The following is an 18,967-nucleotide window of genomic DNA, read 5'->3' on the forward strand; positions in this document are numbered from 1 at the left end:
TCACTGCGAGCGGTAATCCTTCCCGCTCATTGGCACATCATACGCCATCCCGTGCAGCCGACTGACGATGCCGGTGGCCGTTTCCCGGTCGCTTTGCAGGGCCAGCCGCCGGATCAGCGCGTCGTCCACATAATTGGTGGTCACGATGGTGGGCCGCATCTGGCGGTACCGGCCGTCGAGAATGCCAAAAAACTGTGCCAGGCTCCAGTCGGTCACATGCTCCTTGCCCAGGTCATCCACCACCAGCAGATCGGCGCTCACATAAGCGCGCATCGCTGTATACTCGGTTTCATTCAGCGCCCCGTCCATCACGGCCCGAAAATCCAGCAGGATGTCCACCGCCGCCTTGCAGATCACCGCATGCTCCTTTTCACACAGCGCGCGGGCAATGGCGTATGCCAAATGTGTTTTTCCCAGCCCGTTGGCGCCGTGCAGATATAGTCCCATGCCTTTTTTTCGCTGCGCGCCGAATCGTTCAACATACGCCGAAACCATCTCCAACGCCCTTTGATCGCCCGGCGGGACGCTATAGTTTTGCAGGGTGCAGTGCGTATACCGCGCCGGAATATCCATGGCTTTAAGCAGTTTGTCCACTTTCCCCTGATGTAACTGCTCCACACGGTATTGCTCTTGCTTGGCCTTGGCAGCTGCCGTTTGTTCGCGTCTCCGCACAGCGCCCTCACAATCGCATATTTCATAGATTCCCAGCAGATACGTTTGTCCAGATGCCACCGTGTGCGTCAGTTGATGCAGTATCCTCCCACAGTAGGGGCATTTCTGGTCCGGAAGCGGCTGAAACCAGCTTTCCAGCCCGTTCTTCATCGCCTGTTCCATATCAGTCCTCCAGTAAGTCGGAGGCCGACCGAAACCGCCCGGTAGCCGCCGGAGCGGCTTTCTTCTTTTGCCTGCGGCGTGCTTCTTGCAAATAGCTTTCGGTCTTTCCCTGCGAACGAAAGAGCGTCTCTGGCCGAAGATATCGCGCGAAGTCGGAATCCGCCCATGCGGCCGACATACCGTCGATCACGTCCAGCAGATCCTGCTCGCTAAAACCGTCTGCCAGACGTGCCAGCACATGGCGTCTGTTCGCCGCTGCTTCTGCCCGGTAACGCGCGCCTGTTTTTTCATTCAGGTACGCAATCACCCGCCCGATCACGGTCTGTTCTTCCTGTTTATCCATGTCTCCCTCCTGATGATTACGATGCTTGGCGGCTGGCCCGTTTGAGGCCCTTGATGACCAGGCTTTCCGTCGCCAGCGCGATGGACATGCTGTTCTCGTCCGCATATTTTTTGATGGAATCGTATACCCCCAGCTCGTACCGCACGGTAACGGGCTTCGTCGGCGTGCCACGCGCTCGGGTCTTCGCAATTTGCATTTTGCACCTCCTTTGTGGTTGCAACGCGGTTGCATGTTGTGTTCCTGCGTGATACACTTGCTTTATGGTGGTTGCATAATCACATTATATTTCTACAAAGTGAAATAGTCAATAGAATTATATCTCTTTATAGAAATATTTATAAAGGGGATTATATATGGAATTTAAAGATATATTGATTTCGTTGTTAAACCAACAGAATAAAACCGTTTATCGCTTGTCTAAAGACATCGGTGTATCACCCAGCCTTGTAGGTTACTGGAAAAAAGGTGAGAAGACACCTTCTATTGTCAATATGCAAAAATTAGCCGACTATTTTGGTGTATCTGTAGACTACCTCCTTACCGGCGAAAAATCACCTGAAACAGATCCGCCACGCGATCCCGAGGAGGCCGAGATCGACAGCCAGATCACAGGCATAAAATACGCCCTTTCTTCGCTGGATCGGGACGCGATCGGCGACCTCACCATAGGCGAAAAAAAGGACGTTTTAAAATTCATCAACTTCTTGAAGTCGCAGCGGCCAGGCGCGAAAAAGAAAGAAGGGAACAGTGGTGACAACCCTTGAATATCTTCTTCAAAAAGCAGCCGATAATGGAATTTCTGTTTATGAATTATCTCTTGAGAACATCCAGTCCATGATTGCGGATTTAAAAGACATGGACCCTGCTATTTGTCTGAGTTCTTCTGGCATTTCCTCATCCCGGGAAGCTGCCGAACTGATGGCGCATGAACTGGGTCACTTCTTTACGGGTACATATTATGATTCACCCTATTGTGCCAATAATCGTGGAAAAATGGAGCATAAGGCCAATACTTGGATGGTGAAAGAATTGCTTCCGTTCGCCTCCCTTCGGGAAGCTCTAAAAGATAGTTGCCACGAATATTGGGAGATTGCGGAATACTGCAATTGCACTGAGCATCTGGTGGAAACGGCCATTCAAATTTATCAGCAAAAAGGATTATTATAATTCATTTTTCAATAAGTAATTTTAGTTTTCGCCAGGGTCGCGCAACCAGTTGCGCGACAAGAAAATTTTAGTTGCGCGAGTTGCGGGTGAATTTTGTAAAATTTGCAATTTTTACACAGATTCACCCGGAATGCCGACATAATCGTAAAAAGCCTGTAAAACCAGCGTTAAAGCGGTTTTACAGGCTTTCTTTTAATTTTTAAAAGGTTTTAAAAGCACATTTTTCAAAAGCAGGGGAGCAGCATGTTCCCCCTTTATCTCGTGCGAAAACGCCCCGTTTTCGTTTTCGCACTATTTGCAAATTTTTTATTTTTTCACGGCTCATTTTCACGATTTTTTGGCTTATCTACGCCGTTTTTCGCATTTTTCCGGTTTTTTTCATCAACTCAGCCTTTTTTGCATTCTTCCCGAAAACTCACATTCAGGCCAAGCACTGGAATGAAAACCATGCGGTTGGTAGCAAAGAAATACGTGATTTTTATGGTGCAATGGGCGCGGGAGACAAAAGCAAACGGGGTATTTTCGTTACCACCTCTTTTTTTACAGACGATGCCAAAGAAACATCCAAACTGTTTTTTGATCGTAAGATGATTCTGATTGACCGGGATAGATTATTACGTCTCATGATTGAAAACAATGTGGGTGTTGTGCCTAAACACTCTTATGTGCTCAAAAGTGTAGATGAAAATTTGTTCGACGAAGAAGAAGGATAGCCCCATTGGATATTTTGAGTTTGAGAATACAAAAGTATTTTTAGCCCTAACAGGAAATAGTTGCATACATATCGGGGTTGCGCATGATGCCAGCAATGTTCAATCCGTGTTCAACTTTTGTTCAAGTGACCTACGAAAAATGGCCAAAGAAGAGTGCCAAATACTAAACGTCAATTTTGAGTAAATGGCTTATTTACGCGGATTGATCGAAAATACGAGCGTTTGCCGCAAAAACTGTTTAGCTCTCATAACCCGAAGGTCGTCAGTTCAAATCTGGCTCCCGCAACCAAAACAAACCGCCTAGGCAAGCCACTCGTGGCAAGCCTGGGCGGTTTTCTTTTTGCTCAATATAGCGATTTAACGCATTTTTTACGCATTACTGCCTCAAAAGTTCAGCCCTCCTGCTTTGCCTTTGGCCTCAATACCACATCGGCTATGCACTTGCTCGCGGCCTCGTCGGCCTGCTTGATGATATGGGAGTGTCAACGCCGATTTGAATTTGCAGGTTTTCGCCAGTTAAAAAATGCATGAAAACAGCGGTAAGGAAATGTTGAAAAATTAGTTTTGGCCCTGCTCGAAAAGGGTGTTGACGATGCGCTGCTTCTGCTTCATGTACTCCTTTCGCTCTTTAAGGCGATAGCTCTCACCCTTGATATTGACAACGGTGCAGTGGTGCAAAACACGGTCTAGGATTGCAGAGGCGATAGTGACGTCGGCGAAGATCTCATTCCATTGGGAAAAGGTCTTATTGGAGGTAAAGATCGTGGAGACTCTCTCATAACGTCTTGCAATCAGTTGAAAAAACAGATTCGCCCCCTGAATATCCATCGGGAGATAGCCAATTTCGTCAATGATGAGCATTTTGTACTTGCCCAGAGTTTTGAGCTTGTCCGGTAGTCTATTCTCAAAATGAGCCTTTTTGAGCTGCTCAATTAGGGTGTGGCAGTTGATGTAATAGGTGGAGAATCGATGCTTGGCGGCAACCAGCCCCAGTGCTGAGGCCAGATGGGTCTTGCCCACACCGGGCGGGCCGAGGAAGACGATATTCTCTCCGTTTTCAAGGAAACGCATGGTAGCCAGTTCTTCAATCTGGCGCTTGTCAATGGAGGGCTGGAAACTGAAATCAAAATCCTCCAACGTTTTTTTGATGGGAAATCCGGACATTTGCACCTGCTTTTCATAGGCGCGTCGCCGTTTTGACAATGCTTCCTCGGCAAAGATATGGTCGAGCACATCTACAACGTTAAGTTCGTCCTTTACAGCTCTTTCAAGATAATTGTCCAATATCTCCAGCGTGTTTTTCATCTTAAGGCTTTCGAGGTTTTCCCTGAGACGTTCCATCGTCAGTTCCGTCATAGCAGCACCTCGTCATACCGGTTCAAATCGTGTTGTTGGATAGGAAAGTCGATGACACTGTCGCCGTCCAGCAGGGTGTTTTCTGTATCAAAGGATTGCTTGACGGTCAGCCTGCGATAATGATGGGCATTGACGACCATGTCTTTTTTCTGGTAGGATATTCGGTGCAGGGCAATTTGCTTTCCTTCATAGTAGACAGCAAGCACGTTGTCCAATGCTACGACTGCCACATCTTCGCCGGCGTATTCCGATGGCACGGAATACTGATTACCGCCGTACGAGATGAGGCAGTCTTTTTGTACCCGGCGCAGATTGATTTTGTCGATGATATATTCACGTTTAAGAGGGTTAAGGCCCTCTTTTTTTAGTCTCTCGAAGGGAATTTCATTTGTTGTGGCGTGGACTTTCCCATTGACCTTATTACACCATGCGAGGGCCTGGCCATTGAGGTCGTCAAGTGAAGAGTACTTGATGCCAATCATGAAATTATCCCGTACGAACTGTACCGTGCGCTCTATTTTACCCTTTGTCTGGCCTCGGTATGGCCGGCACAGCACATGGCTTGAACCCATAGAATCCGGCGAAATCCTCAAACTGCCGGTTGAGGGTACTGTCTTCCTGCTTCAGCAGCCGTTTGATGACGACCTGCTTCATGTTGTCATACAGAATTTCCTCCGGGTAACCGCCTAAATACCGGAACGCGTTGGCATGGCAGCGGATCAGAGTGTTGGTACTCATGTTGGTCACAAACTCTATGTACCGTGTCCGCGAGTACCCCAAAATGAACAGAAAACAGTACAGCTTTTTCAGCTTCCCATCCTCCGGCACGGTGTGATCCTCAAAAAACGCCCAGTCCATCTGCCCTTGAAGTCCCGGCATCGTTTCAAACCGCACCGTTGCTTTCTCGTCCAACTGTTCCTTCTTGTTTCGCACGTATTCCCGCACGATGCTGTGCCCACCCTCGAAGCCCTGCTCCTGAATTTTCTCCAGTATCCGCTCCGCTGAGTACGGCGCTTCCTCCAGCCATACCGTTATCTGCTCCTTGTAGGGGTCCAGCTTCGACGGCTTCGTTGCGCTCAGGCTGTATACCGGTCGCGCCTCGCTCTCGGCGTATTTCTTCGCCGTCCTCGGGTCAATGTTGTACTTGCGCGCTATCTCTGTGTAGCTCAGTCCTTTTTGCCGGTCGCTTCGGATATCCATCCGGTTTGCTCCTTCCATTTTGACACCCTTTCCGCCTGCTGCTTAACAGACAGATTTGAGTGTACCATATTGCATCCCTTTCCGCTGCAAACCTACATTTTTTGACCGGCGTTTTTCTTCATTTTATCACTGGCGCTGACAGCGAAAAAAGCTAGAATCGAGGCTAGAAAAACGACTTTGCGCACTGAGGATATAGAAAAGGGTGTGTTTATCCCTGCCGACAGTTTGCCGAATGCGAAGTATAAGAAAATTGCTCCAAAAAATATGGGATCTGCTACCATAAGCGCTCATAGCCAATAGGAAAGCAATAATAGGTCAGCCGATAGACAATCGTTGTACAGTCTGTCTTATTGTAATAAAATGGAGATCGGCAGATATGCGGATGGCAGCCATGCTAAATTCCGAAGCATGTAAAAAAATTATCGTTGGTTAAAACCTTTTGGAAAGTTATTCTGTTATATATAGTGAAGGGCGGTGATGATTTGCCCACAGATTCCGAATTGATCAAGGAAATACTTGATGGAAGTCAGTCTGCGATGGAAGTGCTGATACGACGCCATTATAAGACGGTTTTTGCTTTTATCTATCGGCATCTTGGCGACTATCATACTTCTTATGATCTCACCCAAGAAGTGTTTATCAAAGTAATGAAATCGTTGAAGTATTATAGAGAAAGTAATCAATTTGAACATTGGATTATAAAAATTGCCGTAAACTGCTGTCGAAACTACTATAGCAGCCGTGAATACGCCGACAAAAACTCATTGGTTCCCTATGATGAGATAACAGGAGACACCAACATCACCAATCTTTTTGACCAGTCATCAAATCAGCAGGAAATCAAAAAAGCAATATTGTCACTTTCCAAGGATCAAAGGGACGCCGTAATTCTTTTTTACTATTCAGGGTACAAAATAAGAGAAATCTCAAAAATGACCGGAAGCAATGATGCCACAGTAAAATCACGATTGCATCAGGCACTAAAAAAACTCAAGAAGATATTTGTGGGAGGTGGCTATTTTGCAGAACGATGACGTTAAGAAGCCTTTTGGTCAAATCGAACAATATTTAGCGTCATATCAGGTTCCTTATCCATCAGAAGATGAAATTTCGGATACTATTGAGACCTTGCGGCAATATGTCCCTTCAAAGCGAAAACTGCTTGTTACCCGATATAAGACCTTTAGACGCATATTTGTGGATATGCTTATAACAATTAATTTTATGAGTGTATCATATTGGATAATTACAATATTGCTGTTCACAATAGGATATCTTTCTGCCGTCCAATTCTCGCAGAATCCATATAAGCTATCTTTTGTCTTTGCTCCAATTCCTATGACATTTGGCTTGATTGAAGTGTTTAGGGGACGCGAAGAAGGAGTAACCGAACTTGAACTGTCATGCAAAATATCTCCACAGGAAATGCTTATAACAAGAATAATCGTCATTGGCATCTATACAGCTGTTCTTAATGCATCCTTATGTGGATTTGTGTTTCTACATGGACAAGCGAATGTTATACTGTGGCGAATAACGCTTTTATGGTTGACTCCAATGGATTTAATTGGAAGCATTACCTTGTGGTTTTGCTCAAGAATCAAGGGTACGTATTCTGTCATGCTTTCGTTGTTTTGCTGGTCTGGAGCCTCTTACGTATTTGTGACGAATGAGGGCCTATTCAGAAATTTTCTTTACTTGAACCCACTGTGTTACCTTATTCCGCTTTTCATAGGTATTGGTATTTTTGTTAAGGAGATTATAAAACTTAAAGATCGCTATATTTTTGAAGGGAGGAATTCCTCATGGAATTAAAAATTGAAAATCTTTCGAAGCAATACAAAAAAAGGTGGGCGGTAAATAATTTCTCCATTTCTATCGGAGAGGGCGTTTATGGACTTTTAGGTCCAAATGGTGCAGGAAAATCGACATTAATGCGAATGCTGGTGGATATTCTTAAGCCAACATCCGGTCGCGTTCTGTTAGATAATCAGGACATTCATCAAATGGGAGACAGTTACCGGGATGTAATTGGCTATCTGCCTCAAAATTTTGGAGTGTACAAAAATTTTACTGCACACCGGTTTCTCCTTTACCTCGCATCATTAAAGGGAATTTCACGCAGAGAGGCTGAGCCCAAAATTGATCATCTTCTCAAGTTTGTAAACCTTGAAGAAATGAAATCTAAGAAAATACACACATTTTCCGGCGGTATGAAACAACGACTTGGAATTGCCCAAGCCCTGCTAAACGATCCCGCAATTTTGATTCTAGACGAACCAACAACGGGACTTGATCCCAATGAACGTATTCGCTTTCGGAACTTACTGTCCGAGTTATCGTCAAATAAAATTGTCCTTCTCTCGACACATATTGTATCAGATGTCGAATATATAGCCAAGGACGTCATTGTAATGAAAAAAGGGCAGCTTTTACGACAAGCGCCTTCAGCAGAATTGATCGACGAGATGCAAGGAAAAGTGTGGAAAGTAAAGGTGACCGAATCTCGCTTAATGGAGCTGAAACAGCAGTACGTCATTGGTAATATCTTACGGCACAAACACGATGTCGAAGTAAAAATAATTGCCGATGAAGCCCCAGAGCCTGGAGCCATTTCAACGGAGCCTGATCTCGAAGACTATTATCTTTATCATTTTGGAGAGGAGGCTATTCAGGATGGAACTTTTTCGGCATGAGTTATACAAGGTATTCACCAGAAAAATGGTGTGGATCGGACTTATATTTGCAACTGTCTTGGTTTTGTTTTCCTCATTTGCAACTTCATCTCAGTTGACACAAATGTACGGGAACATGAACGGTTTCTATAAGAATTTCTACAGCGGTAATGAGGGTCCCATTACCGATCAACTGAGGCAGAAGGCCAGCGAGTGGATTAAAACTGATGGGAAAGCTTTGAACTTGAAAATAGCTACTGGTCAGGCAACCGTGCAAGATAAGCAGACATTAGCTTTTTATTCTCAAATAGCTCAGCCCGATACTTTGACCTCCAATAGAGCGGATAAAATTTCCGGTCTGAAGAGTGATGAACAAAAGGCCAATGACGGATATGACCAAAAGAAAGCGAATTTGAATATTGCAATGCTGAATGGCATACAAACATCCAGCCTGTATTTTACCCTTCCTTTGGGCAACGATATAGAATTTCCTATAGGATTAGGGTTTGTTGTTATGGGAATTCTAATTCTGCTTGGGGTTTCCCCAATATTCACAGATGAGTATTCAACAAATATGGATTTGCTGATACTCAGTTCCAAAAGAGGCAGACGAAGTGTTGTCACATCCAAAATCCTATCAACGGTTGTTTATTGCATGGCCGTTTCCCTATTTGTATTACTCCTCAATTTTTTGATTCAAGTGGCTTCCTTGGGAATACACGGATTAAACGCTCCTATTCAGCTAAATTCAGTTTTTACTGATTCTCCTTATGCGATAACATATGGGAATTATCTTATAATTCAATTTGGACTTTCCACATTAGCATGCGTATTTTTTGGACTTCTGGTTCTTTTCGTTTCCTCCGTTTCAGTAAATGTTTTGTTGCCATTTTTTATATGCGGAGCGCTTTTCGCATCAACAGCCTTTATTAATTCATTGGGATCTGCTGTGCCAACTGCTTTGGCAGAATTTTCAAATCTAAGTTATACTGAACTGATGCGCGTGGATGAGCTCTTTAAATCCTTCAAAACCTACAATTTGTTTGGGCAACCTGTGCTATATCTAAATCTGACGATCGGCCTATATATTATTATTACCGCTCTTGCTATCTGTCTTACATATATTATTTTCAAGCGGCGTGAAGCGAAATAGAAAGTAGACAAAGCGATACCTACCAAACAAAAAAACACGAGTTTGGCAGGATAGTTTCTATGCCTTGTTATGAATAAGAGATCCTCCAAATCCGTGGGTTTGGGGGATTTTTTTATGCTTGTTCTTGCCACAAAAGCCATCCGACCGCATTTTTGCGGCCGGGCGTGACCAGCGGAATTTTCCATTTACCTTGACGCTCAATGGGATACCTTCCCATCGGGCGTTTTTCTGTCTTCTGGTAATTCTCTACCTCGTTGTCGTTCGCCTCCAGCGTCTTTTCCGAAAGTTTAACCGATTCGGAAAGGGCGGGAAAATCATGGAAGTACATATCAATATCAACGGGCAAAGTGTGGCTGTTGACGTATCTGTCGAGGTCTTTGCCTACATGGATCGTGCAAATCATAAAGACGAAAACCTTTCCCATGAAAAGCGCCGTCATTGGGACAGACGCGAGTTTGACGAATACATTGTTTCCCATGAGTGCAGCCGGAGCTATTACGAAACGCCGGAAGAGTGGCTTTGCCGAAAAGAAACCGTGCATGAGATCACGGCGGCGTTGGAAACGTGTACGGCAAAACAGCGGTATCGTTTCCTGCTTTTCGCTTTGGAGGGGTTCAGTTGTTCCCAGATTGGTAACATCTGCGGCTGCTCAAAATCCGGCATCCAGAGAAGTATTGAGGAAGTCAGGAAAAAAGTAAAATGCGCTTTACAAGCGGAGTGATCGAAAACGCATTTTCAGGCTAACCCGTATGGAGGGCTTTTGCCCTATCATGCAAGCACGAGGGACAGGCAGTTTCAAGCTGCTTGCCTCTTTTGCTGTCCGGAGGTCAGCCGTATGCCCAAGCTCAACTTGCGCAAATATTACCCGTTTCTCAGTGAAGACTGCTTTATCGAGGTCAGCGATGAAATTGCCGAAGCGTTTTTGTTGTCGAAGCGACAAGAAGACAACTATCACCACCGGACTTGGTATCACAAAGCCTATTATTCTCTGGATTGCAACGACGGCATCGAAAACAGCATTCTTCATACAGAACCGTCGCCCGAAGAAATCCTTGTGCAAAAGGTTTCAATGCAGCAGCTTTATGAAGCACTTGACCATCTGCCGCCGATTCAGGCATGGCGCGTGTATGCGCATTACATTCTTGGTATGAAGAAAATAGACATTGCCCGCGCCGAAGGCGTAAACAGCAGCGGCGTATGCGATTCCGTGAAGAAGGGCGTGAAAAATCTCCGGCGTTACTTTGAAAAGAAAAAATGGATGGAGTGATAGAAAACGAAAAATGTTCCATCATCACAGGAGCCGGAAGCCGTACGGGAGAAAATTCGCCAGCTTGAAAACCGACAGAAAATTTTGCTAAACCGGAAAGCCGACGCCGAACGAAAAGCACGGACGCACCGTCTGATTGAGAGCGGGGCCATTTTGGAAAGCGTATTTCCCGAAATCATCCCCATGTCGGGCGAACAGGTCAGGGCGTTTCTGCTAACATTACGATGCTCCAACGGAGGCACGGGATAACCGGCAGTCCCGGAGGGCGCACTTATACACCCTTACGGGTGCCGTGCGCTCTGCGAGGCCGTTGCGCCCTGCGGGCGCGATGAAGGGCTACGCCCTCCAAACCTCTTGTGTAACCTCATGTCGCATCGAATTCTCTGCGGAGAATCCAATGCGGCATGAGGTTTTTTGTACCCGCCAGCGGGAGGATTTTGCCTATGGCCATCTATCATTGCAGCATCAAAGTTATCAAACGCAGTCAAGGCCGGAGCGCCGTTGCTGCCGCCGCTTACCGCAGCGGCTAAAGGCTCACAAACGAGTGGGATGGCATCACGCACGATTATACGAAAAAGGGCGGTGTGGTACATTCGGAAATTTTTCTTCCAGTCCATGCCCCGCCGGAATTTTCCGACCGTTCCACGCTCTGGAACAGCGTGGAGGAAAGCGAAAGAAGCCGCAATGCCCAGCTTGCCCGCGAAATCGAAATTGCACTTCCGGCGGAGATCGACCGGCGCTCTCAAATCCAGCTTGTGAGCAAATATGTACAGGATATTTTCGTCTCCGTTGGGATGTGCGCGGATTACTCCATTCACGATAAAGGGGATGGAAATCCGCACGCGCATATCATGCTCACCCTGCGCCCAATTCTGGAAAACGGTGAGTGGGGAGCAAAATGCCGGAAGGAATACGATCTCGACACGCGCGGCCAGCGCATCCGGCTCCCCGGCGGCGGGTACAAGAGCCACCGGGTCAACATCGCCGACTGGAACAATCCGGGCAAGGCAGAGGAATGGCGCGCGCAGTGGGCGCGATACGCCAACGCCATGCTGGAAGTTCGCAACCTGCCCCAGCGCGTCGATCACCGCAGCTATGCCCGGCAGGGTATCCAGCAGGTGCCCACCGTCCATATGGGCGTTGCGGCCTCGCAGATGGAGGGCCGGGGGCTTGCCACCGAAAAAGGCCCCATCAACCGCGAAATCGCCGCACAGAATCGCCTTTTGAAAGAGATCAAAGCCCGGATCACCCGGCTCTACAACTGGACAAAGCAGCAGGCAGCCGTCCAGTTGGAACCGAAGCAAAGCATTTGGGAGCAGCTTCAGCAGGCGCAGGCGGCAATCCAGCCTATCACCCGATACGGCAAGGTCAAGTCGCTCAAAGAAAGCGCCGCCCTGTTCAACTTCTTACAGGAGAACGGCGTTTCCTCCATGCAGGAGCTTTATGCCAGAGTTACCGCCATGCAGACGGAGTATTACGGCCTGCGCAGCGAGATTGCGGCCACAGACCGCCAGATCGACGGGTTGAAAAAGCACCTCTCCATGTGGAAGCAGTATGCCGACAACAAGCCGTACCGCCAACGGCTCGCCTCTTTGAAACCACGGGCGCGGGCCGCGTATCAGGATGAGCACTATACCGAATTGGCCCTGTATGACGCCGCCGTGCGGTATCTGGACGGATTGAAAGACCGTAGTGAAAAGATTACACCCAAGGCATGGCAGGCCGAGGCGGAGCGACTTACCACCCATCACAATGCCCTGTACCAGAGGATGAAAGCCATGCGCCCAGATGTGCAGGCCGTGGAAAAAATCCGCCAAGCCGCTGACAGGTTGGCCCGGTTGGAGAAAAGCAGAGATCAAGGGCAAGAATACGACCGATAGCGAAGGGGGGATGACAGATCGTCACCCCCCCTCGTCAATATTGGCCGCTCACTCTCCAAACAAATCACTGTGCGAGCCTGTACGGGACAGCGTTAAAACCAGAACGCCATTCTCAATTCGATACACAAGCAGCCAATCGCTTTGAATATGGCATTCCCGGTATCCCACCCAATTTCCGGTCAGAAGATGATCGCGGTTCTTCTCTGGTAAAAGCTGACCTTTGGAAAGCTGACGGATGATATTGTCCAGCAAATCCATTTTCAGCCCGCGCTTCATCGCCAGCTTGTAGTCCTTCTTAAATTGTGTAGTCCAAACGATGTCCAGTTTTACTTTTTCAGTTCCCTCAACGCTTCCTCCACATCGCTGAAGCGTTTTGCGTTGGGGTCTTTAGCAAGCCGCTCCGCTTCCTGCATGGCGGCGAGGGTAACGGCGTTCGGCGTGTTGAGCGTCACGTCGAACGGGAAACCGCCAGATCGAAGCGATTGCCGCAAAAACACGTTGATAGCCGTCGTGAGATTCACACCGAGTTCACTGTAAAGCGCCTCGCACTGTTTTTTAATATCGCTGTCCATGCGGACGCTGAAATTTGTCGTATTGGCCATAGCAAGCAGCTCCTTTGCAATCCATTGTGCTTATATTATATGCCTATTGCATTGCAATATCAATCTTAAAGCTCAAAATATTTAGAATCGAGGTGGTAAATATATGGCTTCCATAATATGTCCCAAAACGATACCGAAGCACAACACTTTCTGTCCGCCTGTCCTATCCTTACCCGGACTCCTCATATGCACAGACGGGGCTTACAGGGCCGATTTCCTCGAGAAGCGGCACCGGAAACCTACAGAAAATCCGTCTACCTCTCTAAGACAGCGAAAGGAGCCTGTTTTATGCCGAAAATGAGCAAAAAGCGCAAGCTGGAATGGCAGTTCTTCTTAACCCCCCGAAACCGTATGACATACAATCCGCTTTGCCGGAAATGTGCTCACAGTTGCAAACAGAGTTTCCGGGCCGACGTGGCGGACTGCCCGCGCTATCTGTCCAAGCGGGCAAAAAGGAGCTATTGATGAATGGTGAAAAGATTGTCAATATAAACGCTGCCGACAGCGTGGTTCCTCTGTCTACGCAGGAGGACGAGCGTCCTGCACTGGTGAAGAAAATCGGCAAGACCACCTACCGGGTTAAAATCCATTTCAGCACCACCAGCCGGGAAACCATGAACGACAAAATCAAGCGGATGCTCCGCAATGAAGCACAACGAATATGACTCTTGACTTTTTAGCAAAATTTCAAAATTGTTGATACGTATAGCGTGACATTATGACTATCGACAAGCTGACAAGGGAAATCTTGATTGAACTGGTTGACCATATCAAGGTATACGAGGGCGGCGACATTAGCATAAGGTTTAAGTTTGCCGACGAGTTACGCCGCATTATCGAGTATATCGAAGTCAACTCGCATTTACAGGTGGGATAAGCCTCCCCGCTCGAACGGTTTGTTGGTTTTCCTAATATATAACGCTCATAATATCCATGCTTGTGGAAATTCCGCCAAACATTACGGTATCCAGTTTTATGGGGTATCTAAAAGGAAAGAGCGGCTTAATGATAGACGAAAAATTTCCGAAACTGAAACATTAATATCAAAATCGGGAATTTTGGTGCTGTGAGCAGGTGGTCCGATCACACCTTGAGCTATACCCGATTTGTTGGGGAATCTAGCGTAGCGTAAAATAAAAAGCACGACGATGGGGTATCCATAAAATCGGGTATCGCACAATCGTTAATGTTTTTTTAATTTGCTTATTGTATATTAAAACAGTAGACTTCAACATGTGGCATACTAATAACAAACAGGGCGGTGATTAGTAATGATAAAAAGAATTTTTTCCCTCGCGGCATATTTTTTGGCGCCCGTTCTGCTGGTGGCTGTGATCTTTTCCTCAAACCCCGGTTACTATGGATCGGTTGGTTTTGTTCCTATGGTGCTTGGCGCGGTGGCCTATACGTTGCTAAACGCCCAACTGATTTTAAGTGCAAGACCAAAATGGATTGAATCCGCCTTCGGACTGGACCGGTTTTACCGCTTCCACAGCCTGATGGCGGTCATTGCCATCATTCTCGCATTTGCCCACAAACTGCTGGAGGGAAAGGCTTTCCCGGAAAGTTTTCAGACAAAGCTCGGCGATATGGCCCTCGTCCTTTTCATCGGAGTTTCCGCGCTAGCACTGGTTTTCATGGCCGATACACTGATCCGCCTGTTCCGGCCGCTACGGTGGGTACGCTCCCTTTTCGTCCGGCTGAAAGTCGGAAAATATAATGTCCAGCGTATTCTTCACAACGCAAGCGTTGCGGCGGTGGTGCTGGTTTTCGTCCACGTCATACTCACCTATTCCGCGCATGACCCGCTCGTGAAAGCCTTTTATATCCTCTATTTCGGGGGAGCGATGGGATTCTATCTCTATCACAAAATTTTCAGAAAGCTACTGGCCGGAAAATGGTTTACGGTCGAAACGGTCGTTCCCGAGTCCGGCTCCATGACGACACTCCTGCTCAAGCCGCAAAACGGCGCGGTCTTCCCCTATCTGCCGGGGCAGTTTGGTTTTCTGCGGGTGTTTCAGCACGGTATTTCGTCGGAAGAACACCCATTTTCCATTTCTTCACAGCCACTGGAAAAAGAGCATCTGCGCATGACCATTAAGAATCTGGGAGATTGGACCTCCGGTGTGCAGAAAATCGAGCCGGGCAGTAAGGTGCTGCTCGATGCACCGTACGGCCGGTTCAGTCCACCTCTTTACGATTGCCGGGAAGGCATCGTTCTGATTGCAGGCGGTGTGGGTATCACGCCCATGCTGAGCATCCTGCGCTACTATGCGCAGGCAGACCGCAGGCAAAAAATCATGTTGCTCTGGGGCGTCAACCGGCAGGAAGAACTGATTTGCCAAAGCGAACTGCGGGCGATGGAAAATGAAATGGAACACTTTATGTTTCTGCCGGTCGCAAACGACCCCGGTTTTGCAGGGAAAAAAGGCTATATCACACGCGAACTGGTTGAGCGTACCCTGCGTGAGCAAAATGCCGACATACAAAAACAACACTATTTCTTCTGCGGCCCGGCGCCCATGTGGGCCAGCATCCGGAAAAACCTGAAAACCATGGGCATCCGGGAGCGGATGATCCATGCGGAACGTTTTTCTTTGTGAACCATTCATCTGATTTTAGAAATGGGGAACCTATATGAAAAAACATACGTTTTTGCTGCCGGCTGCGACGCTGGCTGTCGTGGTCTTTTTGGCCGGATGTGCTGCAAACCAATCCGCGGCGTCCCCGAGCGCGGCGGGCACCACGTCCGTCTCGGCTGCATCTTCTGCCGTTTCTTCTTCCTCCTCCGCCCAGAAAGTATTTACGCTCAGCGAATTGAAGCAATATAACGGAAAAAACGGGAACCCCGCATATATCACCGTAAACGGGGTCGTGTATGACGTGACGAATGCAAAAGACTGGAGCGGCGGCTCACACCACGGTTACTCGGCCGGGCAGGATCTCACGCAGGCCATCCAGCAATCCCCGCACGGCACGTCCGTCCTGAAAAGCCTGCCGATCATCGGAAAACTGCAGTAACGAAAAAGGCGGGCGACCATCATATTTCTGCCACAGTTCTGCCGTACTCTTGGGTTATCGACAGAAAGGAGACATCATTATGATGTATTTTGGAAGAGGGTTCGGCGGCTGCTTGGGGTATGGCAGTCCTTTTGGGGGCATTGGCGGCATCCTGATGGGTGTGGTGTGTGTGTTGCTGATTGCCGCAATGATCGTCTTTGTGGTGCGCGCACTGAAAAAAGCGGAGCATTCCCGCCCATCCACCGGAGCGATGGAGGCCCTGAGGCTCCGGTATGCGAAGGGCGAGATCACTGAGGAGGAATACCTGCGGATCAAAAAAACACTGGAGCAATGATGCGGCATAGACACATTCCCCGCCGATGTGTTACGATGGGGGGCGGGGGTGATGGCATGCAATACACAGTCATGATTGTGGAGGACAACGCTGAAATACGCGGAATCGTCACAAAATACCTGGATGCGGAAGGGTATATCCCTCTTTTTGCAAAGGATGGTTTCGAGGCGCTGGCGCTTTTTGCCCAGCGCCTCGTCCATCTTGTCCTGCTTGATGTCATGATGCCTGGGATCGATGGATTCGAAGTGCTGCGCGAGCTGCGGAAAATTTCGGATGTGCCGGTGATCCTGCTGACGGCCAGGCAGGAGGAAACAGACCGCCTGAATGGATTCGACTGCGGCGCGGACGACTATGTGGTCAAGCCGTTCAGTCTGAAAGAACTGATGAAGCGTGTCAACGCGCTTATCCGGCGGGTCTACCATGACGCCGATGGAATCGTTTATCGGTATCGGGATCTGAGCCTGCACACCAGAGCAATGAAACTGTATAAAGGCGACGCGGAAATCTCCATCACAGCGGCGGAATATGCGCTGCTGGACGCGATGTTCCGTCATCCAGGGCAGGTGCTCAGCCGGGAGCAGTTGATCGAGCTGGCATTCGGCAGCAGATACGAGGGGTATGACCGCAATATCGACAGTTATATCAAGCGTATCCGGCAAAAAATAGAGGACGATCCCAAGAATCCGCAGATACTCATCACGAAATACGGTGCAGGATACCGGTTTGGAGGTGCGGAAAAATGACGCTGCGGCGGCAATGGCTCATTTTGCTGACCCTCACGGCCGTTTTGGCTGTCGGCATCCATTCGGTCGTGCTGGGTTCGCTCATCAACCGTTATTTTCAGGCGTATACGACCGCTAATTACCAGAAAAATCTTGCCCAAATCAAACAGTTTTCACAGAAAACTCTTATGGAAAAAAGCTATACGATCGAACAGCTCGATACACAGCTGTCGTCCTATCTCAGCGACCCCATTCTTCGTATCCGGCTGTACGACGCAAAAGGCGGTCTGCTGGCCGACATAGGCGGCGCGGAAGCGGCAGAAGGCATGATGAGCGGGATGATGGAGCAGATGATGAGCGGCAGCGGTGCCCGCCAAGTCGATTCCACACCGGTTGTGGTTTCCGGAACCGTTCTTGGCCGGCTTCTCATCACGCGCTATGAAACCGTCGGCGATTCTCTTGTGAACGCAAAGTTTCGGGACGCGCTCATTCGAGACAGCCTGTGTTCCTTCGGCATCGTTCTGGTGGCACTTGTGTTTGTCGGCCTGTTTGTGAGCCGGAGAATGAGCCGTGACCTGACACGGACAGCCTCTATGGCGCTGGATATTGACATGGACAAACAGGCAAACGGCCCTTTGTCCAATATCCGTGAGGTCCGTGTGATTCAACAAAGCCTATTGGAGCTGCAGTCCAGACTGCGGCTTCGGCAGATTGGGCGAAAACATTTGGTAGATGAACTGGTACATCAGACAAGAACTCCGCTGACCATTTTGAAAACGCACCTGGAAGCCATGCAGGACGGCATGCTGCAGATAACGCCGGACGTGATGCAGACCTGTGAAGCACAAATTGAGCACCTTTCCTCCATTATCACGAACATGCGACGGATGCTGGATGCCGAGCGTGAAAACAGGCCGCTCCACATCGAAACCTTTGACTTTTCCCCGTTTATCCGGCAGATTCTCTCCGGCCTGAAGCTGCAGTTTGGCCGCAAACAGGTTGAATTGCGGCTGCTAAACCAAAATAAAGCGGTTTTGACAACCGACCCGTATCTGTTGAGCCAGTGCATTTACAATCTGCTGACCAACGCGTATAAATTTACGGAACCGGGCGGCAGAGTGCGTGTATCCTACGAGCGTTCCGGAGAAAGCTTTTCCGTCTGCATTAAAGATTCAGGCGTGGGCATCAGTCCAGAGGAACAGGGGCACCTGTTCGACGCCTACTTTAAAGGCAGCAATGTCGGTAGCGATTCGGGCGATGGCCTGGGTCTATATGTAGTAAAGCAGAACCTCGATCGCCTAAACGGAAGTATCCAGGTCGAATCCGCTCCCGGACAGGGAAGCAGCTTCCTTATCCGCATAACGGACGGGCGTCGCAAGTATTGGCCAAGCCGCTGCAAAACAAGCACTGGCACGGGGTGCCGTCACCATAAGCCGTCTGCAGCCCATCACCGTTGAACCCGTATGTATATGTTTGACTCCCTGACGAAGTGGGTTCTGCCAGGCCAAAGGAAAAAATATTGGTATGTAGATATTCATCGTTCCTGGTACTCTGTGGATCATCTATGCCGGTACTTGAAATCTCCCGGAGCAGATATTACGCGTAAAAAAACCGAAGACCGGGGAATGCGCCTTGAAACGGTTTGAAAAGCCCGTTCAAGACGCATCCCTTATACACTGTTTTCTGAAAAGGCTGTTTTA

At 48.3% G+C, this 18,967-nt stretch carries 25 protein-coding genes and 2 pseudogenes; 18 read left to right on the plus strand and 9 right to left on the minus strand.

Annotated features, from left to right (window positions below; genetic code table 11):
- The 3 genes from ETHHA_RS02675 to ETHHA_RS02685 are packed head-to-tail and all read right to left on the minus strand — an operon-like array spanning position 1 to position 1,373.
- Entirely contained in the window at positions 1 to 834 is an 834-nt protein-coding gene (locus ETHHA_RS02675) for an ATP-binding protein (RefSeq protein ID WP_013484474.1), read from the minus strand.
- Position 835: 1 nt separating this feature from the next.
- Positions 836 to 1,177: a conserved phage C-terminal domain-containing protein gene (locus tag ETHHA_RS02680; protein ID WP_013484475.1), complete on the minus strand. Its 342-nt coding sequence runs from the start codon at positions 1,175 to 1,177 to the stop codon at positions 836 to 838.
- A gap of 16 nt (positions 1,178 to 1,193) precedes the next feature.
- Positions 1,194 to 1,373, minus strand: coding sequence for a hypothetical protein (locus ETHHA_RS02685; RefSeq protein ID WP_013484043.1), 180 nt, complete (start codon positions 1,371 to 1,373; stop codon positions 1,194 to 1,196).
- 157 nt (positions 1,374 to 1,530) lie between these two features.
- On the opposite strand from ETHHA_RS02685, the gene ETHHA_RS14315 reads away from it, so the two are divergent.
- The 3 genes from ETHHA_RS14315 (at position 1,531) to ETHHA_RS16285 (ending at position 3,057) form a co-directional block, all read left to right on the plus strand.
- Positions 1,531 to 1,941 (plus strand): helix-turn-helix domain-containing protein, encoded by a 411-nt coding sequence (locus ETHHA_RS14315; RefSeq protein ID WP_013484476.1) that lies wholly within the window; start codon positions 1,531 to 1,533, stop codon positions 1,939 to 1,941.
- Complete coding sequence (locus ETHHA_RS02695; RefSeq protein ID WP_041686602.1) at positions 1,928 to 2,344, plus strand: ImmA/IrrE family metallo-endopeptidase; 417 nt, start codon at positions 1,928 to 1,930, stop codon at positions 2,342 to 2,344. Before ETHHA_RS14315 ends, ETHHA_RS02695 begins: the two co-directional genes overlap by 14 nt.
- Before the next feature lie 419 nt (positions 2,345 to 2,763).
- Complete coding sequence (locus ETHHA_RS16285; protein WP_423219401.1) at positions 2,764 to 3,057, plus strand: restriction endonuclease; 294 nt, start codon at positions 2,764 to 2,766, stop codon at positions 3,055 to 3,057.
- A 558-nt stretch (positions 3,058 to 3,615) separates the two neighbouring features.
- Here the strand turns inward: ETHHA_RS16285 and istB are convergent.
- From istB to istA, 3 genes are read right to left on the minus strand one after another with little or no spacing between them, the layout of a single operon-like run.
- Positions 3,616 to 4,413, minus strand: a complete 798-nt coding sequence (gene istB / locus ETHHA_RS02705; protein ID WP_013484478.1) for an IS21-like element helper ATPase IstB — start codon at positions 4,411 to 4,413, stop codon at positions 3,616 to 3,618.
- Positions 4,410 to 4,895 carry a Mu transposase domain-containing protein gene (locus ETHHA_RS15970; protein ID WP_242822084.1) on the minus strand — a complete coding sequence of 162 codons (486 nt, stop codon included), beginning with the start codon at positions 4,893 to 4,895 and terminating at the stop codon, positions 4,410 to 4,412. Before ETHHA_RS15970 ends, istB begins: the two co-directional genes overlap by 4 nt.
- Positions 4,896 to 4,932: 37 nt before the next feature.
- Entirely contained in the window at positions 4,933 to 5,631 is a 699-nt protein-coding gene (istA, locus tag ETHHA_RS15975; protein ID WP_106919181.1) for an IS21 family transposase, read from the minus strand.
- A gap of 464 nt (positions 5,632 to 6,095) precedes the next feature.
- On the opposite strand from istA, the gene ETHHA_RS02715 reads away from it, so the two are divergent.
- From ETHHA_RS02715 to ETHHA_RS02730, 4 genes are read left to right on the plus strand one after another with little or no spacing between them, the layout of a single operon-like run.
- Positions 6,096 to 6,647 (plus strand): RNA polymerase sigma factor, encoded by a 552-nt coding sequence (locus ETHHA_RS02715; protein ID WP_013484479.1) that lies wholly within the window; start codon positions 6,096 to 6,098, stop codon positions 6,645 to 6,647.
- Complete coding sequence (locus ETHHA_RS02720; protein ID WP_013484480.1) at positions 6,634 to 7,428, plus strand: hypothetical protein; 795 nt, start codon at positions 6,634 to 6,636, stop codon at positions 7,426 to 7,428. The genes ETHHA_RS02715 and ETHHA_RS02720 overlap by 14 nt, the downstream gene beginning before the upstream one ends.
- Positions 7,419 to 8,309 (plus strand): ABC transporter ATP-binding protein, encoded by an 891-nt coding sequence (locus ETHHA_RS02725; protein WP_013484481.1) that lies wholly within the window; start codon positions 7,419 to 7,421, stop codon positions 8,307 to 8,309. The genes ETHHA_RS02720 and ETHHA_RS02725 overlap by 10 nt, the downstream gene beginning before the upstream one ends.
- Complete coding sequence (locus ETHHA_RS02730; protein ID WP_013484482.1) at positions 8,290 to 9,441, plus strand: ABC transporter permease; 1,152 nt, start codon at positions 8,290 to 8,292, stop codon at positions 9,439 to 9,441. Before ETHHA_RS02725 ends, ETHHA_RS02730 begins: the two co-directional genes overlap by 20 nt.
- 112 nt (positions 9,442 to 9,553) lie before the next feature.
- On the opposite strand, the gene ETHHA_RS15980 is transcribed toward ETHHA_RS02730, so the two are convergent.
- A complete protein-coding gene (locus ETHHA_RS15980; protein ID WP_041686603.1) occupies positions 9,554 to 9,769 on the minus strand; it encodes a hypothetical protein in 216 nt (71 codons plus the stop codon).
- On the opposite strand from ETHHA_RS15980, the gene ETHHA_RS15985 reads away from it, so the two are divergent.
- The 4 genes and pseudogenes from ETHHA_RS15985 to ETHHA_RS02750 all read left to right on the plus strand — a co-directional run bounded on the left by ETHHA_RS15985 (position 9,758) and on the right by ETHHA_RS02750 (position 12,588).
- Positions 9,758 to 10,162 (plus strand): hypothetical protein, encoded by a 405-nt coding sequence (locus ETHHA_RS15985; protein ID WP_013484483.1) that lies wholly within the window; start codon positions 9,758 to 9,760, stop codon positions 10,160 to 10,162. The two genes, ETHHA_RS15980 and ETHHA_RS15985, sit on opposite strands and share 12 nt — an antisense overlap.
- 114 nt (positions 10,163 to 10,276) lie before the next feature.
- Complete coding sequence (locus ETHHA_RS02745; RefSeq protein WP_013484484.1) at positions 10,277 to 10,708, plus strand: RNA polymerase sigma factor; 432 nt, start codon at positions 10,277 to 10,279, stop codon at positions 10,706 to 10,708.
- Positions 10,709 to 10,747: 39 nt separating this feature from the next.
- A pseudogene (locus tag ETHHA_RS14925) lies at positions 10,748 to 10,957 on the plus strand (DUF3847 domain-containing protein); the annotation flags it as partial.
- A 335-nt stretch (positions 10,958 to 11,292) separates the two neighbouring features.
- Positions 11,293 to 12,588 (plus strand): MobA/MobL family protein, encoded by a 1,296-nt coding sequence (locus ETHHA_RS02750; RefSeq protein ID WP_242822085.1) that lies wholly within the window; start codon positions 11,293 to 11,295, stop codon positions 12,586 to 12,588.
- A gap of 48 nt (positions 12,589 to 12,636) precedes the next feature.
- Here ETHHA_RS02750 and ETHHA_RS02755 read toward each other — a convergent pair whose 3' ends face one another.
- Together ETHHA_RS02755 and ETHHA_RS02760 are read right to left on the minus strand one after the other, a co-directional pair.
- Positions 12,637 to 12,912, minus strand: coding sequence for a type II toxin-antitoxin system YafQ family toxin (locus tag ETHHA_RS02755; protein ID WP_013484485.1), 276 nt, complete (start codon positions 12,910 to 12,912; stop codon positions 12,637 to 12,639).
- Positions 12,913 to 12,914: 2 nt separating this feature from the next.
- Entirely contained in the window at positions 12,915 to 13,190 is a 276-nt protein-coding gene (locus ETHHA_RS02760) for a type II toxin-antitoxin system RelB/DinJ family antitoxin (RefSeq protein ID WP_013484486.1), read from the minus strand.
- Positions 13,191 to 13,654: 464 nt separating this feature from the next.
- Between ETHHA_RS02760 and ETHHA_RS02765 the strand changes: the two genes are divergently transcribed.
- The 7 genes and pseudogenes from ETHHA_RS02765 (at position 13,655) to ETHHA_RS02790 (ending at position 18,724) form a co-directional block, all read left to right on the plus strand.
- Positions 13,655 to 13,855 carry a transposon-encoded TnpW family protein gene (locus tag ETHHA_RS02765; RefSeq protein ID WP_013484488.1) on the plus strand — a complete coding sequence of 67 codons (201 nt, stop codon included), beginning with the start codon at positions 13,655 to 13,657 and terminating at the stop codon, positions 13,853 to 13,855.
- A 262-nt stretch (positions 13,856 to 14,117) separates the two neighbouring features.
- Positions 14,118 to 14,228: pseudogene (locus ETHHA_RS14930) on the plus strand (transposase); the annotation flags it as partial.
- 233 nt (positions 14,229 to 14,461) lie between these two features.
- The gene (locus ETHHA_RS02770; protein WP_013484489.1) at positions 14,462 to 15,793 is read left to right on the plus strand and encodes a ferredoxin reductase family protein; all 1,332 of its coding nucleotides are present in this window, start codon (positions 14,462 to 14,464) and stop codon (positions 15,791 to 15,793) included.
- A 34-nt stretch (positions 15,794 to 15,827) separates the two neighbouring features.
- Complete coding sequence (locus ETHHA_RS14935) at positions 15,828 to 16,211, plus strand: cytochrome b5 domain-containing protein (protein ID WP_013484490.1); 384 nt, start codon at positions 15,828 to 15,830, stop codon at positions 16,209 to 16,211.
- A gap of 79 nt (positions 16,212 to 16,290) precedes the next feature.
- A complete protein-coding gene (locus tag ETHHA_RS02780; protein WP_013484491.1) occupies positions 16,291 to 16,545 on the plus strand; it encodes an SHOCT domain-containing protein in 255 nt (84 codons plus the stop codon).
- 56 nt (positions 16,546 to 16,601) lie between these two features.
- On the plus strand, positions 16,602 to 17,288 hold the full coding sequence (locus ETHHA_RS02785) for a response regulator transcription factor (protein WP_041686605.1): 687 nt from the start codon (positions 16,602 to 16,604) through the stop codon (positions 17,286 to 17,288).
- Positions 17,285 to 18,724: a sensor histidine kinase gene (locus tag ETHHA_RS02790; RefSeq protein WP_013484493.1), complete on the plus strand. Its 1,440-nt coding sequence runs from the start codon at positions 17,285 to 17,287 to the stop codon at positions 18,722 to 18,724. The genes ETHHA_RS02785 and ETHHA_RS02790 overlap by 4 nt, the downstream gene beginning before the upstream one ends.
- Positions 18,725 to 18,967: the final 243 nt, after the last annotated feature.

The organism is Ethanoligenens harbinense YUAN-3 (genome assembly GCF_000178115.2).
Classification (GTDB): Bacteria; Bacillota; Clostridia; order Oscillospirales; family Ethanoligenentaceae; genus Ethanoligenens; species Ethanoligenens harbinense.

Excerpts from the sequence above, each read along its gene's own strand:
- ETHHA_RS02675 (WP_013484474.1), bottom strand. The coding sequence starts at position 834 with ATGGAACAGGCGATGAAGAACGGGCTGGAAAGCTGGTTTCAGCCGCTT.
- ETHHA_RS02680 (WP_013484475.1), bottom strand. The coding sequence starts at position 1,177 with ATGGATAAACAGGAAGAACAGACCGTGATCGGGCGGGTGATTGCGTAC.
- ETHHA_RS02685 (WP_013484043.1), bottom strand. The coding sequence starts at position 1,373 with ATGCAAATTGCGAAGACCCGAGCGCGTGGCACGCCGACGAAGCCCGTT.
- ETHHA_RS14315 (WP_013484476.1), top strand. The coding sequence starts at position 1,531 with ATGGAATTTAAAGATATATTGATTTCGTTGTTAAACCAACAGAATAAA.
- istB (WP_013484478.1), bottom strand. The coding sequence starts at position 4,413 with ATGACGGAACTGACGATGGAACGTCTCAGGGAAAACCTCGAAAGCCTT.
- ETHHA_RS15970 (WP_242822084.1), bottom strand. The coding sequence starts at position 4,895 with ATGATTGGCATCAAGTACTCTTCACTTGACGACCTCAATGGCCAGGCC.
- istA (WP_106919181.1), bottom strand. The coding sequence starts at position 5,631 with ATGGAAGGAGCAAACCGGATGGATATCCGAAGCGACCGGCAAAAAGGA.
- ETHHA_RS02725 (WP_013484481.1), top strand. The coding sequence starts at position 7,419 with ATGGAATTAAAAATTGAAAATCTTTCGAAGCAATACAAAAAAAGGTGG.
- ETHHA_RS02730 (WP_013484482.1), top strand. The coding sequence starts at position 8,290 with ATGGAACTTTTTCGGCATGAGTTATACAAGGTATTCACCAGAAAAATG.
- ETHHA_RS15985 (WP_013484483.1), top strand. The coding sequence starts at position 9,758 with ATGGAAGTACATATCAATATCAACGGGCAAAGTGTGGCTGTTGACGTA.
- ETHHA_RS15980 (WP_041686603.1), bottom strand. The coding sequence starts at position 9,769 with ATGTACTTCCATGATTTTCCCGCCCTTTCCGAATCGGTTAAACTTTCG.
- ETHHA_RS02745 (WP_013484484.1), top strand. The coding sequence starts at position 10,277 with ATGCCCAAGCTCAACTTGCGCAAATATTACCCGTTTCTCAGTGAAGAC.
- ETHHA_RS02760 (WP_013484486.1), bottom strand. The coding sequence starts at position 13,190 with ATGGCCAATACGACAAATTTCAGCGTCCGCATGGACAGCGATATTAAA.
- ETHHA_RS02765 (WP_013484488.1), top strand. The coding sequence starts at position 13,655 with ATGAATGGTGAAAAGATTGTCAATATAAACGCTGCCGACAGCGTGGTT.
- ETHHA_RS02770 (WP_013484489.1), top strand. The coding sequence starts at position 14,462 with ATGATAAAAAGAATTTTTTCCCTCGCGGCATATTTTTTGGCGCCCGTT.
- ETHHA_RS14935 (WP_013484490.1), top strand. The coding sequence starts at position 15,828 with ATGAAAAAACATACGTTTTTGCTGCCGGCTGCGACGCTGGCTGTCGTG.
- ETHHA_RS02780 (WP_013484491.1), top strand. The coding sequence starts at position 16,291 with ATGATGTATTTTGGAAGAGGGTTCGGCGGCTGCTTGGGGTATGGCAGT.
- ETHHA_RS02785 (WP_041686605.1), top strand. The coding sequence starts at position 16,602 with ATGCAATACACAGTCATGATTGTGGAGGACAACGCTGAAATACGCGGA.
- ETHHA_RS02790 (WP_013484493.1), top strand. The coding sequence starts at position 17,285 with ATGACGCTGCGGCGGCAATGGCTCATTTTGCTGACCCTCACGGCCGTT.